This window comes from Marinobacter lipolyticus (assembly GCF_018424605.1).
Lineage (GTDB): Bacteria > Pseudomonadota > Gammaproteobacteria > Pseudomonadales > Oleiphilaceae > Marinobacter > Marinobacter lipolyticus_B.
Genome location: NZ_QTKT01000001.1, coordinates 289,213 through 303,785, shown reverse-complemented (window position 1 = coordinate 303,785; position 14,573 = coordinate 289,213). Strand labels below are relative to the sequence as shown.

11 protein-coding genes are annotated in these 14,573 nt (G+C 59.2%); 7 read left to right on the top strand and 4 right to left on the bottom strand.

Annotated features, from left to right (window positions below; all coding sequences use genetic code 11):
• Nucleotides 1–2: 2 nt before the first annotated feature.
• The gene (gene glgP, locus DYI22_RS01380) at nucleotides 3–2,573 is read left to right on the top strand and encodes an alpha-glucan family phosphorylase (RefSeq protein WP_228300729.1); all 2,571 of its coding nucleotides are present in this window, start codon (nucleotides 3–5) and stop codon (nucleotides 2,571–2,573) included.
• A 23-nt stretch (nucleotides 2,574–2,596) separates the two neighbouring features.
• Here glgP and DYI22_RS01375 read toward each other — a convergent pair whose 3' ends face one another.
• Both DYI22_RS01375 and DYI22_RS01370 read right to left on the bottom strand, forming a co-directional pair.
• A complete protein-coding gene (locus DYI22_RS01375; protein WP_213476237.1) occupies nucleotides 2,597–3,256 on the bottom strand; it encodes an alpha/beta hydrolase in 660 nt (219 codons plus the stop codon).
• Nucleotides 3,257–3,264: 8 nt separating this feature from the next.
• Nucleotides 3,265–4,470: a 1-acyl-sn-glycerol-3-phosphate acyltransferase gene (locus tag DYI22_RS01370; RefSeq protein WP_213476236.1), complete on the bottom strand. Its 1,206-nt coding sequence runs from the start codon at nucleotides 4,468–4,470 to the stop codon at nucleotides 3,265–3,267.
• Between the two features lie 180 nt (nucleotides 4,471–4,650).
• Here DYI22_RS01370 and recQ point away from each other — a divergent pair, with 180 nt between their 5' ends.
• The gene (gene recQ, locus DYI22_RS01365) at nucleotides 4,651–6,507 is read left to right on the top strand and encodes a DNA helicase RecQ (RefSeq protein WP_213476235.1); all 1,857 of its coding nucleotides are present in this window, start codon (nucleotides 4,651–4,653) and stop codon (nucleotides 6,505–6,507) included.
• Here the strand turns inward: recQ and DYI22_RS01360 are convergent.
• Nucleotides 6,494–7,045: a PaaI family thioesterase gene (locus tag DYI22_RS01360; RefSeq protein ID WP_213476424.1), complete on the bottom strand. Its 552-nt coding sequence runs from the start codon at nucleotides 7,043–7,045 to the stop codon at nucleotides 6,494–6,496. The genes recQ and DYI22_RS01360 overlap by 14 nt on opposite strands.
• A 172-nt stretch (nucleotides 7,046–7,217) precedes the next feature.
• Here DYI22_RS01360 and DYI22_RS01355 point away from each other — a divergent pair, with 172 nt between their 5' ends.
• From DYI22_RS01355 to selD, 5 genes are all read left to right on the top strand, one after another.
• Nucleotides 7,218–8,162, top strand: a complete 945-nt coding sequence (locus tag DYI22_RS01355; protein ID WP_213476234.1) for a hypothetical protein — start codon at nucleotides 7,218–7,220, stop codon at nucleotides 8,160–8,162.
• A 135-nt stretch (nucleotides 8,163–8,297) separates the two neighbouring features.
• Complete coding sequence (locus DYI22_RS01350) at nucleotides 8,298–9,818, top strand: bifunctional GNAT family N-acetyltransferase/carbon-nitrogen hydrolase family protein (RefSeq protein ID WP_213476233.1); 1,521 nt, start codon at nucleotides 8,298–8,300, stop codon at nucleotides 9,816–9,818.
• 192 nt (nucleotides 9,819–10,010) lie between these two features.
• Nucleotides 10,011–10,409, top strand: a complete 399-nt coding sequence (locus DYI22_RS01345; protein ID WP_213476232.1) for a hypothetical protein — start codon at nucleotides 10,011–10,013, stop codon at nucleotides 10,407–10,409.
• 46 nt (nucleotides 10,410–10,455) lie between these two features.
• Nucleotides 10,456–11,124 (top strand): helix-hairpin-helix domain-containing protein, encoded by a 669-nt coding sequence (locus DYI22_RS01340; protein WP_213476231.1) that lies wholly within the window; start codon nucleotides 10,456–10,458, stop codon nucleotides 11,122–11,124.
• Nucleotides 11,124–13,400 (top strand): selenide, water dikinase SelD, encoded by a 2,277-nt coding sequence (gene selD / locus DYI22_RS01335; protein WP_213476230.1) that lies wholly within the window; start codon nucleotides 11,124–11,126, stop codon nucleotides 13,398–13,400. Before DYI22_RS01340 ends, selD begins: the two co-directional genes overlap by 1 nt.
• Here selD and senB read toward each other — a convergent pair.
• Nucleotides 13,390–14,388, bottom strand: a complete 999-nt coding sequence (senB, locus tag DYI22_RS01330) for a selenoneine biosynthesis selenosugar synthase SenB (RefSeq protein WP_213476229.1) — start codon at nucleotides 14,386–14,388, stop codon at nucleotides 13,390–13,392. The two genes, selD and senB, sit on opposite strands and share 11 nt — an antisense overlap.
• Nucleotides 14,389–14,573: the final 185 nt, after the last annotated feature.

The window sequence follows — 14,573 nt, the reverse complement described above, 5'->3', positions numbered from 1 at the left end:
CAATGAAGATGCGCAATGCCACGGTATTCAAACTGGAAGCACGGCCCAGCATACACGATGCGCTGGGCCGTCTGGATGAGCTGGCCAACGATTTGTTTTACAGCTGGGATCACGGGGTGCGCAGTCTGTTCGCGCGCATCGATCTCCGGCTCTGGCAGAAAGTGGCTCATAACCCCAAGCTGTTTCTGCGACGGGTGGCCCAGGATCAGCTGGATGCCGCGGCTGAGGATCGCGCATTCCTGGCCGAGTATCGCCGCATTCTCAGCAGTTACGATGCCTACCTTGAAGCAGAGCCGGGGCCGGAAGTAACCAGCCTGCTGGATCCCGAGGCCACGCTGGTCGCCTACTTCTGCGCGGAATTCGGTTTTCACGAGAGCTTTCCGATTTACTCGGGCGGGCTCGGCATACTCGCCGGTGATCATTGCAAAGCCGCCAGTGACCTGGGCTTGCCCTTCGTCGCGGTGGGGCTGCTTTACCAGCAGGGCTATTTTATCCAGACCATTGACGCCAAAGGCCAGCAGATCGCGCGCTACCAATCCCATTTCAGTGACGAACTGCCAATTTCACTGGTGGAACAGGACGGCGCCCCGCTGACGGTCTCCGTGCCCTTCCCCGGGCGTACGGTTCACGCCATGGTGTGGGAAGCGCGGGTGGGCCACATACGGCTGTATCTTCTGGACACCCATGTGGAGGAAAACAGCGCCGAGGACCGGGAGCTGACGCTGCAACTCTACGGCGGCGACGAGACCACCCGTATCAGCCAGGAAATGCTGCTGGGAATCGGCGGCGTGCGGACGCTGGCGGCGCTCGGTCTGAAACCCAGCGTCTGGCACATCAACGAGGGCCACGCCGCGTTTCTCATTCTCGAGCGCTGTCGTCGGTCGATGGCGGAAGGAATGGATTTCGAAGCAGCGCTGGAGCTCAACGCGGGCTCTACACTGTTCACTACCCACACGCCGGTACCGGCAGGCCACGATATTTTTTCCCGCGAGCTGGTCCACCACAACCTGGGCACTTACCTCAGCGAATCCGGACTGGATTTCGAGGCGGTTTTCCAGCTGGGGTCCAAAACCTCTGGCGACTCCTTCAACATGACCAGCCTGGGCTTGCGGGGCTCCCGTTTCCACAATGGGGTCAGTCGCATCCACGGCGGCGTTGCCTCCGAAATGGAAGGCGAAATCTGGCCGCAGGTGCCGCCCTGGGACAACCCCCTCGGTTACATCACCAATGGCGTCCACGTGCCGACCTTCCTGGCGCCGGAATGGTCCAGCCTGTTCGACATCCAGGCGCCGACCTGGAAAAGCGAATTGCGGAACCCGGCATTCTGGGAGTTCGTCGACAAGATTCCGGATTACCATTACTGGAGTGTGCATAAGGCGCTGAAGCAGCAGATGGGTGACTACATTGTGCGCTGTCTCAGGCGGCAGCACCGGCGCAACGGCACCGGCCATTCGGTGACCGAACGCATGAGCCGCCAACTGGTTTCCCCGGAAAAAGACACCATGGTCATCGGTTTTGCCCGCCGATTCGCCACCTACAAGCGGGCCACCCTGATTTTCTCGGACCTCGACCGGCTGGAGCGGCTGCTGACCGACCCTGACCGCCCGGTGGTTCTGGTATTTGCCGGCAAGGCGCACCCGAAAGACAAGCCGGGGCAACAGTTGATTCGGGTTATCCACGATCTGGCCATGCAACCGGCGCTGATGGGGCACGTGATTCTTCTGGAAGATTACGACCAGGCCATGGCGCGCCGCCTGCTGAGCGGGGTGGATGTCTGGCTGAATACCCCCGAATACCCCAAGGAAGCCAGCGGCACCTCCGGTGAGAAAGCCGCCCTCAATGGTGCGCTCAACCTGAGCGTGCTGGATGGCTGGTGGGGGGAAGGCTACAACGGCAAAAACGGCTGGGCCATCAACCCGCGCAGCACCGAACTTGATGCGGAATTCCGCAACCGTGAGGAATCCCGGGACCTGCTGGATCTGATCGAGTATGAAGTGATTCCCCTGTACTACAACCGCGCTTCCCAGGGCTATTCGAAAGGTTGGGTGCAGCGGTCCAAAGCGTCAATGAAATCCATCACCCCGCTGTTTAACAGCCAACGTATGGTCATGGACTACGTGGAGCGCTTTTATCATCCCGCAACGGTTCAGGGCGACAAGCTCGCGGCCAATGGCTACCGGCTGGCAACGGAGCTGGCGAAATGGAAGCGGCGGGTTCGCCAGGATTGGCCGGGCGTCACCCTGTCGGTGCATCAGTGCGTTACCGCCCAGTGTCTGCACAACGAAGAAATTCCGCTCTCGGTGGAGGTGCACCTGAATGGCCTGCAACCGGACGATGTGCGCGTGGAGTGCCTGGTGACGCCGGAATGCACCGGGAGCCACGATTGCCCTGGCCCCGATCGCTTCCTGTTAAGCCACGAAGAAGCGGATAAGGGCGCGCAACCCGGAACAACCATCTATTCCGCCCGCATTCTGCCGCCTTACCCCGGATTGCAGTCACTGCGGATACGCGTGTACCCCTACCATCAGGGGCTGACCCACCCACTGGAGATGGGCGCAATGATCTGGCTGTGACTCCCGGGCGCTGTTGTCAGCGTTTACAGGGCGTGCTCACGAATAAACTGACCGATGTCCTGGACTTCCTCCAGGCAAACGCTGTGCTCCATCGGGAAGGTCTCGTAACGCGGGCGGTAGCCCAGCCCTTCGAGCTGCTCGATGCTGCGGCGCCCGAGGGCTTCCGGTACCACCGGGTCGAAAGTGCCATGGTAGACATTGATCGGAATGTTGCGGTTCGCCTCCGACGGCGTCACGCTGTTGTGGGTTGCGAAGTAGGTGGACAACGCAAGGATACCCGCCAGCCGCTGGGGGTAACTCAGGCCCAGCTCATAGGCCACCGCCCCGCCCTGGGAAAAGCCGGCAATGATAATGTTCCCGGCCGGAATGCCCCGTTCTATTTCCCGGTCAACCATGCGGCCAACCGCATCGGCTGAGGCCCGCAACTGTTCGTTATCGACCACGCGGTCAACGTCCATCGACTTGATGTCGTACCACGCAGGCATGCTCATGCCGCCATTGACGGTCACGGGCATCACCGGCGCGTGCGGGAACAGAAACCGGACGGCGGCATCCTGTGGCAGCCCCAGCTCCGGCACCACCGGCTCGAAGTCATGTCCGCTGGCGCCCAGACCGTGCAGCCAGATCACCGAAGCCACGGGATCGGGATTGGTTTCCAGTTCGATGTACTTGAGTTCCTGCACAAATTACCTCACTCGTCAGTGGTCGTGGAATTCGTTCCGTCGTGGTTTGCCGCCAGTGCAGTGACCACGGGGTTGGCATACATATCCAGCAGATACGGTCGGATCGCCGGGTCACAGTGTTCGAGACGCCGCTCCATTTCCGATTCGGCCGCTGAAAAGTCCGCCGGCGACCAGGTTTCTGCCGTCACCACGGAGTCAGTGACCGTATCCGGCGTGCTGTGAGCTTCCGGATGAATACCTCGTTGCCGATAGGCCACCAGATTCGATGCATGCAGGTGATAGTTGGCGTGCATTTCGCGATCGATGCGCGCGGCCAGATCTTTGGGATTGTCCGGCGCGTCGGTGATCGGCGCCCCAAAATGCACATGCACATGACCCTTGAAGCCCGTCAGGCCTTTCATGATCTGATCGGTGTCCTCTCCGGACGCCTTGGTGTAGGAGCCGGTCCGCGCACGGGTTTCAAGTTCCCGCGCCTTGTCCGCATCGCAGGGGTCGTATTCGTAGGCGATGGACACCGGCACGATGTGCAGACGGTTCATGGCCTCAGAGAAATCCAGCCCACTTTTCTTCTTGCTCATGTAGAACATCTTGATGATGGCCGGATCGGTAAAATCCAGGCCATCCTTGGCGCGCCCTTCCCGTTGCGCGATCCAGATGCTGTGGTTGGTGTCGATGCTGTGATTGATGAAGCCCGACAGCATGATATAGGCGTCCCGCATCTCCCGCGGGCTGGTCATGTTCCGCCGCACCACAAAGCTTTTGTTGAGCCTCATCATTTCGGCGAACACAGGGTTGGCCAAAAGATTGTCGCCAATGGCAATGCGCGTGGTGTTGAAGCCGTTGGCGTACAGCAGGTAGTTGACCACCATGGGATCAAAGACAATGTCCCGGTGGTTGGAGATGAACATATGGGCGCTGCGCTTGTCGAGGTTCTCAAGGCCGCTCGAGGTAACCCGGGTGGTGGTGTGGTCCACCAACTCGCCGACGTAACCCGATACTTTCGCCTGGAGGTCGTCAACCCGCTTAACATTGCCAAAGTTGCTGATCAGCCAGCGTTTTACCCAGATCCGCACCAACGCCGGCGCCCAGCGCGCGAGGGTCGGAGACTTGAATCGGGCGATCATGTCCAGAAATTCCGGATCGTTCACCAGGCGCTCGATGGCGGCGCCGGTCTCTTCGTCCGAATAGGGACGGATGGCATCAAATTCCTGCATGGAGTTCCTGTTGTTGTCTGTGTCAGTCAAGGTCTGCAGTTCAGGGGGCGATGACAAAATAAAACGCGGTATTGTAGCGTTTCTGCCGTTCGTTTGCCTCTACTGTACCGGCGAATCTGGTATGATTTCGTCCCTCTTTGTAAGGCATTCACCATTCCTGTATCGCGACACTGGCATTCCATGGACTTCGATCAGCTCAGCACAGAACGCCCGACCATCTCAGCGAAAGACCCGGAGCAGGTACTGCATGAGGTTTTCGGCTACGAGACATTCCGCCCGCTCCAGGGCGACATTATTCGCGAAGTGGTCAACGGTGGCGATGCGCTGGTATTGATGCCGACCGGGGGCGGTAAGTCCCTGTGTTACCAGGTGCCGGCGCTGGTGCGGCCGGGCACAGCGGTGGTGATCTCGCCACTGATCGCACTGATGCAGGATCAGGTCGCAGCGTTGAACGAACTCGGTGTTCGGGCTGCCTTCCTCAACTCCACCATGGACTTTGCGCAGGCCCGGGATACCGAAAACGCGCTGATGACCGGTGAACTGGATTTGCTCTACTGCGCACCGGAACGCCTGATCCAGCCACGCACCCTGGATCTGCTCCACCACGCGTCGATCTCCCTGTTCGCCATTGACGAAGCCCATTGTGTGTCCCAGTGGGGCCATGACTTCCGATCGGACTATCTGGAACTCAGCCTGCTGGCCGGGGAATTTCCTTCCGTGCCCCGCATCGCGTTGACGGCAACGGCCGATGAACGTACCCGGAAAGAAATCGCGGAGCGGCTGTCGCTGACCGAGGCACGGCACTTTGTCAGCGGGTTTGATCGCCCGAACATTCAGTATCGAATCTCACCAAAAACGAACGCCAACAAACAGTTGCTGGATTTTATTAAAGCGGAACATGAGGGTGATTGCGGGATCGTTTACTGCCTGTCCCGCAACAAGGTGGATGCCACCGCGCGCATGCTCAGTGACAAAGGCTACACAGCACTGCCCTATCACGCCGGGCTAAGCGCACCTGACCGGGCGCGCCACCAGGAGCGTTTCCTGCGTGAGGATGGTGTGATTGTGGTCGCCACCATCGCCTTCGGTATGGGCATCGACAAACCGGACGTGCGCTTTGTTGCGCACCTGGATCTGCCCAAGAGCCTGGAAGCCTATTATCAGGAGACCGGCCGTGCCGGGCGGGACGGTAAACCCTCCACGGCGTGGATGGTGTATGGGCTGCAGGATGTGATCAAGCTGCGGCAGATGCTCGAGGGCTCGATGGGCAACGATCAGTTCAAGCGCGTGGAGCGACAGAAACTGGACGCCATGCTCGGGCTGTGTGAAGTCACCAGTTGCCGACGTCAGGTCTTACTGCGCTATTTTGGCGATACCCTCGAAGAGCCCTGCGGCAACTGCGATACCTGCCTGAACCCGCCGGAAACCTGGGATGGCACCGTCGCCGTTCAGAAAGCGCTGTCATGCGTGTTTCGCACCGGCCAGCGCTACGGCGTGACCTACCTGATTGACGTGTTGAGAGGATCGGAGAACGAGCGCATCCGCCAGTTTGGCCACGATAAAGTCTCCACCTTTGGGATCGGCACGGAGCTGTCGGTCAACGAGTGGAAATCGGTGTACCGACAGCTGGTGGCCAATGGGTACCTGCGGGCGGACCCGGAAGGTTTTGGCTCGCTGCAGCTTACCGAGGCATGCCGCCCGTTACTCAAGGGCCAGGAGCCCATTCAGTTGCGCAAGGATCCTGCGCCTGCCAAAACGTCCGGGCGCAGCGGGTCGGGCAGCGCCCGCGCAAAGATCAGTGATCAGATTACCGATCAGGCCGGATGGGAGGCACTGCGGGCCTGCCGCAAGGCCCTGGCCGACAAGCAGGGCGTGCCGCCCTACGTGATTTTTCACGACACAACGCTGTTCGACATGCTGGAGCGCCGGCCCGCCACGTTGAGCGAACTGGCGGAAGTGAATGGCGTGGGGGCGGCCAAGCTGGAAAAATACGGCGCGATCTTCCTTGAGGCGCTGAACGGGCTCAGCCCGGCGTAAAGCCTTTTTTACGGACCCGGTATTGTGCCACCGACGTGGCCACATGGTTGCCCTCGTCGTCGTACAGGGCGCCTTGCAGCTCGAACGCCGCGCGGCCGGTGGCATCCGCTTCCGCTTTGATCGCCCGGACGGTGGCTTCGTCCAGCTCGAAGGTCACGGTAACGTCAGAATTGGCTGCCTGCAGAAACTGCAGTGTCATCTCCTTCAGGATCGGCGTGTAGGCCGGCCCCAGGTCGAACAGCGTGAGTACACCACCCGGAATTTCCGCCACCAGAAAATAGGCGCCGGCGTACAGGCTGCCAAAATGGTTCTTGTTTCCCTTCAGACGAATCCTTGCCTTGACGTATCCCGGGCGCACTTCCTCGACGCTGAAACCGTTTCTCGGCGCAAACGGAATAGCCATGCCGATGATCCGGTTCACCGCGGCGTAGCCACTGGTTTTCTTCAGCCACGCAAGCGGGCTGGTAATGGGCGCTTGCGGGTCGCTGCTTGAAACCCATTGGCCGGTGGCGCCGATAAGGTTGTCGATAAGTGCCATAATGGTGCGTTCCATGTGAATCCAGATTGATCGAATCATTGCAGGCCGATTCTGTCCCCCGCAAGAGGGTTTTACAGTTTTTTAGAATTACGCCCGGCTATTTCAATTATTTCTGTTCTAAACTGCGTGGATACCCCTTTCCCGCAACACGGAAGCACGGAGAAAGACAGCTATGGCCAGCGATCTCTCAAGGCCTGAAATCCCGAGACTTCCCGTTACACGCGTGGCGCGGGGGCTGCTCGTTTTTTTTGCCCTGTTGATGCCCCTTCCGGCAATGGCCGACCGGTATCAACCTCCCGGGGTTACGGAATACAAACTGTGGTACCGAAACTACGACAGCCCCGCCATTCATGCCCTGCTCCGCCTCGCTTTCGCCAAAACACCGGAGTACGGTGATTTTGAGATTATTCGCAGCATTGAAATGGGCCAGGGCCGTGTCCTGCGTGAATTGGCGGAATCAAGGTCCGGGCTGGTGCAAATCGCAAATGTTGCCAGCAGTCGGGAACGGGAGTCGGCGTTGCTGGCGATTCCAATTCCAATTGATGGCGGGCTGCTTGGCTTCCGGGTCTGTGTGGTGATGCCCCATGCCCTACCCCTATTTGAAGGCCTGCGCTCCCTGGAAGACCTCCGAAACCGCGGCATCCGTATCGGCCAGGGCGTGCACTGGCCGGACGCCGATATCCTTCGGAAGAATGATGTTCCGGTGGTTACCCACACCAGGTACGAAGTGCTGTTTAATATGCTCAGGAACAACCGCTTTGACTGCTTCGCCCGTGGTGTGAGCGAAGTCACGTTTGACCTGGATATCGAAAATGATCCAGATCTTGTTATCGAGCCCAACTTGCTTCTGGCCTATCCCATGCCATCCTACTTTTTCACTGCGCCCGATGATTACCTGACGGCTCACCGCCTGCAACTGGGCATGGAACGAGCAATTATGGATGGTAGTTTCGGCCGGTTCCTTCGGGAATACTACGGTGAGCCGCTCGAAGAGCTCAGGCTCGAGCGCCGCCAGGTGATTGTGCTGAGCAACCCGTTCCTGAGCGAAGAATCCCGCAGCATCGGGCGCCAAACGCTCGACGACCTGCGTCGGCGCCTTGAGATTTTCAGTCGCTAGCTCTTAAGCTTCGTAAGCCTTTCCAATACCCGATGCGAAGTCTTTAGTACCTTCTGTTAAAATCGTGCAGATCGGACGACGGCCTGCCGTCGTACTACGCCGGACTTTTTCATTTTTCTCGGGAGCCTCCCAGTTATGGCCCATGAAGAACTGCACCTCAATCTTCGCAACCTCACGCTGGACGATTACGAACAGCTTCAGCAGCTGATGGACCGGATCTACGACGACATTGGCGGAGCCTGGCCGAGAGAAACCATCAAGGCGCTGGTGGAGCAGTTTCCCGATGGCCAGATCTGCATTGAGGACTCTGGCGAACTGATCGCGGTGGCGCTGACCGTGTGCGTTAAGTATGAGCGTTTCAGCAACCCGCACACCTATGACGACCTCATCCTGCGAAACGAGAAAATCTGGCACAACCCGAAGGGCGACTCGCTTTACGGGCTGGACGTGTTTATCCACCCGGAATACCGGGGTTACCGGCTTGGCCGGCGGTTGTACGAGGCACGCAAGGAACTGTGCCGGTCCATGAATCTCCGCGCCATTCTCGCCGGCGGGCGCATCCCCAGTTACCACAAGTACGCGGACCAGTATTCGCCGGCAGAGTACATCCAGCGGGTGGATCGCAAGGAAATCTACGACCCGATTCTGACGTTCCAGCTGTCCAACGATTTTCAGGTCACCCGGCTGATGCACAAATACCTGCCGGAGGATGAAAAATCCCTTGGCTACGCCACCTTGCTGGAATGGCGGAACATTCTGTATACACCACCGTCGTCAGTGCTGAGCACCAAGAAGACCCAGGTCCGCATGGGTGCGGTGCAATGGCAGATGCGGGAATTCACCTCGGTGGATGAGGTGCTCAAGCAGGTTGAGTACTTTGTTGATGCGCTCTCTGATTACAAGAGCGACTTTGCGCTGTTTCCCGAGTTCTTCAATGCGCCGTTGATGGGCCTGACCGACCAGATGGATCAGACCCGCGCGATCCGCTTTCTGGCCGGATTCACCGAGCAGTTCCGCAACGAAATGTCGGAAATGGCGGTCAGCTACAACATCAACATCGTGACCGGCTCAATGCCTCTGCTGGAAAACGACCGGGTCTACAACGTGTCCTATCTGTGCCACCGGGATGGCCGCGTCGATGAGCAGCGCAAGATTCACATCACCCCGCACGAGCGCAGAGACTGGGTGATTGAGGGCGGCGACCAGTTTCAGGTGTTCGACACCGATGCCGGCCGGGTCGCTATCATGATCTGTTACGACATTGAATTCCCGGAGCTTGGCCGCATTGCCGCCAACCAGGAGGTCGACATTATTTGCGTACCGTTCTGGACTGATACCAAGAACGGCTACCTGCGAGTGCGTCATTGCGCTCAGGCCAGGGCCATCGAAAACGAATGTTATGTAGTGATCACCGGCAGTGTCGGCAACCTGCCGAAAGTGGAGAACCTCGACGTGCAGTACGCCCAGTCGTCGGTTTTCTCTCCCTCAGACTTCGCGTTCCCCCACGATGCGGTGATGGCGGAAACGACACCGAACACCGAAATGATCATGTTCTCCGACATGGATCTGGAAAAGCTGAAACTGGTGAGAAACGAAGGCTCGGTGACAAACCTGAAGGATCGACGCACGGATATGTATGAGATCAAAACCAGGTGACTACCCGGGATGGTTGGCCCCTCTGACAGTTGATGAACTGCCTGAGGGGTTTATCGTATAACGCTGAAGGCGCAGTCAAATTTACCAGCCTGCGTTGCGAAAGACGCCAAGTGTGGCTATTGTTTAATCATTCGCCCAGGGTTTCGTAGTACCGGATAACCATCGGGACCAAAGAAAAACCTGAGATTTTTCATGAACGAAGCACTACCAGACCTTATCGCACGCTTTCGCATCAAGCGCGGCCTATTCCGCAAGGAAACCGTCGAGGCCAGGCTGTTTGAGCTCGACAGCTACGGATGCGTGATGAAGACCGATAAGGTCTTTAATCCGGGCGACACGGTGATCCTGGATCTGATCATGGACATGCCCTTCGAGAACATACAGGCAGAAGGCGTTTCCGGGCTGGTCACTGAGCGTAGAAAGCACTGCAGCAACTTCTTTTATTCTATTGATTTCTTTGAGTTTACGGATTCTGGTAATTCTCCGGTGTCGGAAAAGCTTCGTCGCATTCGCGATGTGGTCAATAAAAAGAAATCGATCAGATCACGGCGTTCCTCCGGTCCGGCCTCCGGCATGCAGCAAACGGCCTGATTCATCACTCCCCCACTTCGATTCAAACCGTAAGGAGACAGCCTTCATGGGCAAGAAAGCCAAGCCAAGCGTGGATAAGATTGTCAAAAAAGTGAACAAGGAATTCGAGAAGACTTCCTCGCAGATCGAAAGCCTGATCAACGACGCACTGAAACAGTTCGACACCCTGCAAAACCAGATTCAGGAACCGGTGCGCAAACTGCTGAAGGAAGTTGATCAGCTCCGTGACCGTGAGATGAAGCGCTTCAACGACGAGTTCGAACGCCGCATGAACGAGTTCCACGAGCTGCAGAACAGCATGCTGGAACGCCTGGGCATGGCCAGTAAAGAAGCAAAGAAAGAGCTGAAAGCAGCCGCTGATAATGCCGAAGCCAAGCTGAATGACACCCGCCCGCAAAGCGCCACCAAGCCAGCCCAGAAAGCGCCTGCCCAAAAGCCCGCGGCAAAGAAAGCAGTAGCAAAGAAACCCGCAGCGAAAAAGCCCGCCGCGAAGAAAGCGCCGGCCAAGGCCACTGCACCCAAGGCGGCTGACAAAGGGGACCTGACCCGGGTCAAGGGAATTGGCCCTGCTACGGCCAAGAAAATGCAGGACGCCGGCATCACGTCCATTGAGCAGATTGCCAATCCGTCCGCGGCCGATAAAGACAAGCTGCAGGCGTTCTCCAAAATGAAGGGTTTTGCGACGCTATCTGACGAAGCCAAGAAAGCGCTCTGATGCGAACGCCTGAACAGCCTGTATTACGGGACATTGTCCTGATTGGCGGCGGGCACAGCCACGTCGGAGTGTTGAAACGGTTCGCAATGAATCCGGTTCCGGGTGTCCGGCTGACCCTGATCTGCCGCGACACCCACACTCCCTACTCCGGCATGCTGCCGGGTTACGTGGCTGGACACTACTCCTACGACGATGTGCACATTGACCTCAGCCGACTGGCCGAGTACGCCGGCGCGCGCTTCTATCGCGACGAGGCGGTAGGGATCGACCGCAACCGCAAGCGGGTGCGTTGCCGCAACAGACCCGATGTACCCTACGATATCCTGTCGGTGAACATCGGCTCCTCCCCCCGGGTGGAAGAGGTTCAGGGCGCGGCTGACCACGCTGTGCCGGTAAAACCGATCACCGGTTTCAACAACCGCTGGTTGTCGCTGCTGACACGGATAGAAAACCACCAGGGGCCGATGACCGTTGCGGTGGTCGGCGCCGGCGCAGGCGGTGTGGAACTCACGCTGGCCATGCAGTTTCGGTTACGAAACGAGCTAAAGCAGCGGGGTCTCGATCCCGACCAGCTCCACTTTCATCTGTTCGATGCCGCCTCGGCCATCCTGCCCACCCATAACGACAAGGTTCGCGCAGTCTTCGCCGAAAAACTCAGCAGCCGTGGCGTAAAGGTGCACCTTGGCTCTGCTGTGTCGAAGGTGGAAGCGGGCCGGCTTGCCCTGGAGTCCGGGGAAACCATTGACGTGGATGAAGTGCTCTGGGTAACCCGCGCCGGGGGGCCGGCCTGGCTGGCTGATACCGGGCTCAACCTCGATGAGGGCGGGTTTATCCGCGTGCGGGATACCTTGCAGAGCGAAAATGACGATTCGGTGTTTGCCGCCGGCGACATTGCCAACGTGGTCAATCACCCGCGGGAAAAAGCCGGGGTCTTCGCCGTGCGCCAGGGCCCTCCCCTGGCGGACAATCTCAAACGGCTGGCCCTTGGCAAACCGCCGGCACCGTTCCAGCCACAGAAAAAGTGGCTGGCACTGATCAGCACCGGCGATCAGTACGCGGTGGCCTCGCGAGGTAACTTTTCGGTGGCAGGGAGTTGGGTGTGGCGGTGGAAAAACTGGATCGACCGCCGCTTCATGCAGAAATTCAGCAATCTGCCTGCCATGGATGACACGGCCGCCCTGCCGGACACGACCGCCGCGCAAAACCCGGAAGAGGCCTCCCAGGCCATCTCCGCCGTCGCCATGCGTTGCGGCGGCTGCGGCGCGAAAGTGGGCAGCACGGTTTTGTCCCGCGCCCTGGGTGAGCTTAAACCCATCGAACGCGATGACATCCTGGTGGGTCTGCACGCGCCCGATGACGCCGCCGTCCTGCGTGTGCCGCCGGGCAAAGCGGTGGTCCACACCGTCGACTTTTTCCGTGCGTTTATCGACGATCCCTACGTGTTCGGCCAGGTAGCGGCCAATCACAGTCTCGGCGACGTGTTCGCCATGGGTGCTGAGGCCCAGAGCGCAACCGCGGTGGCAACGGTGCCCTACGGCATTGAGTCGAAGGTTGAAGACGTGGTTTTCCAGATGATGTCCGGTGCGGTTCAGGTTCTCAACGAAGCCGGCTGCGCCCTGGTCGGTGGCCACACCGGAGAAGGCCGGGAATTGGCTCTGGGTTTCGCCGTCAATGGTCTGATTGATCCGGAAGACGTGATGAGCAAGGGTGGCCTGAAGGCCGGCGATGCCCTCATCCTGACCAAACCGATCGGCACCGGCACCCTGTTTGCGGCGCACGCCAGGCTCGCCGCCAAGGGCCGCTGGATTGATGCCGCCCTGGCCTCAATGATTCAGTCGAATTATAAGGCGGCCCAGTGCCTGCATCGCTACAGGTCCAAGGCGTGTACGGACGTGACCGGGTTCGGCCTGTTGGGCCATCTGGTGGAGATGACCCGCCCTTCGGGCGTGGACGCCGAACTGGATCTCTCGTCGATTCCGGTTCTGCCCGGCGCGGAGGAAACGGCAGCCGCAGGCATTCTGAGTTCACTGCAGCCGGCCAACATCCGTTTGCGCCGGGGTATCCGCGAGCAGGAGCGGTGGGTGAAACACCCCCGTTACCCGCTGATTTTTGACCCCCAGACCGCCGGTGGCTTGCTGGCGAGTGTGCCAGCGGATGTGGCGGAGGCCTGTGTGCGGGAACTCAAATCACTGGGGTACCCCCACACTGCGGTCATCGGCCGGGTGCTTCCCCAGGATGAATCCGGGCCCATCGAGCCAATCACGCTCAGGGAGTGATCCGCGCCCGGCTGTTGGTGATGGCCATCGCTATCGCCGACAGCAGGGCAGCCTGCTCCGCCTCCGGAACGAATAACGCCGCTTTCTGTGTGACGTGACGACGCAATTGCGCGAGGAATGCCGGCGAATGTTCTGCACGGCTGAGCAATTCCGCCAGATGCCGATCGTCCCTGACCCGGAAATACCCCGGATAATCAGCTCCCAGTAACCCCCGGTTACCCGGAATATCCGACGCCAGTATGGGCAGCCCTGCCCGACAAGCCTCCGAAACCACATTCGCGCCACCTTCCATCACCGAGCTGATAACCATCAGGCGGGAGCGCGCCATCAGTGCGCGGGTTTCGGTGGCGCCAAGCTCCCCGAGCCATCGAAAGCGGGGGTTCCCTGCCTGCTCGGTCTCCGCCCTGGTTTGCCATTCCCGGTTATGGGCCTTGCCTGCGTTGGTTATCCGGATGCGCGAATCCGGCGAAAGATGCTGGCAGGCCCGCGCTGCCCTCAGGGAATCTTTTTCATCCCGCAGGTGGCCAATCACACACACATCAAAAAAGTTCTCGTCATCCCCGCGGGGCAGAGGCTGGATTTCCGGTTCGCAGATGTCCTCGGCCGACTGCAGCACTGTTACCAGCCGTGAACGGTATTCCCGCGGGATATCCTTCTCGACCAGAGTGTGCAGCCCGATGAGGGCATCGGCCAGCTCCATGGAGCGGCGGGTTTCCCGGGGATATTCTTGCTGGTGATGATAAATGTCGGTGCCGGTAAGGGCTGTTATCACCGGTACCGCGGGATGGGTCTGTCGAATGGTTGCAATGGCCTCGCGGCTGCGCCATGCGTGAAGGGCGATGAACAGGTCACACGGCGACTGCGACAATTCAGTCAGCACGCTGACCCGATGCCCCGCCCCCTCAAGCAGCCGCTGCCACCGTTCCGCGGTGGCGCGGTTACCGGCGCGAGAACCCGGCGGCGCAGGGGTCAGTATCTGAATGTTCATCGCAGGCCTCTGGCGCAGATTTCATGGATGGCGAGGGTTTTATATTTACACGGGCTGAGCTTTTTCAAAGGGTCAATCGTATAGCTGTTCATGCCTGAGGTAAATCAAGGTATCCTGACCTCTCAAGTACGTAACACCCTGAAAAATCCAACGTTCGTAGGGAATCAAGATGACACTTAGCCATA

Coding starts and splice junctions, on each gene's coding strand:
- glgP (WP_228300729.1), top strand. CDS start 3: ATGAAGATGCGCAATGCCACGGTATTCAAACTGGAAGCACGGCCCAGC.
- DYI22_RS01370 (WP_213476236.1), bottom strand. CDS start 4,470: ATGCAGGAATTTGATGCCATCCGTCCCTATTCGGACGAAGAGACCGGC.
- recQ (WP_213476235.1), top strand. CDS start 4,651: ATGGACTTCGATCAGCTCAGCACAGAACGCCCGACCATCTCAGCGAAA.
- DYI22_RS01360 (WP_213476424.1), bottom strand. CDS start 7,045: ATGGCACTTATCGACAACCTTATCGGCGCCACCGGCCAATGGGTTTCA.
- DYI22_RS01355 (WP_213476234.1), top strand. CDS start 7,218: ATGGCCAGCGATCTCTCAAGGCCTGAAATCCCGAGACTTCCCGTTACA.
- DYI22_RS01350 (WP_213476233.1), top strand. CDS start 8,298: ATGGCCCATGAAGAACTGCACCTCAATCTTCGCAACCTCACGCTGGAC.
- DYI22_RS01345 (WP_213476232.1), top strand. CDS start 10,011: ATGAACGAAGCACTACCAGACCTTATCGCACGCTTTCGCATCAAGCGC.
- DYI22_RS01340 (WP_213476231.1), top strand. CDS start 10,456: ATGGGCAAGAAAGCCAAGCCAAGCGTGGATAAGATTGTCAAAAAAGTG.
- selD (WP_213476230.1), top strand. CDS start 11,124: ATGCGAACGCCTGAACAGCCTGTATTACGGGACATTGTCCTGATTGGC.
- senB (WP_213476229.1), bottom strand. CDS start 14,388: ATGAACATTCAGATACTGACCCCTGCGCCGCCGGGTTCTCGCGCCGGT.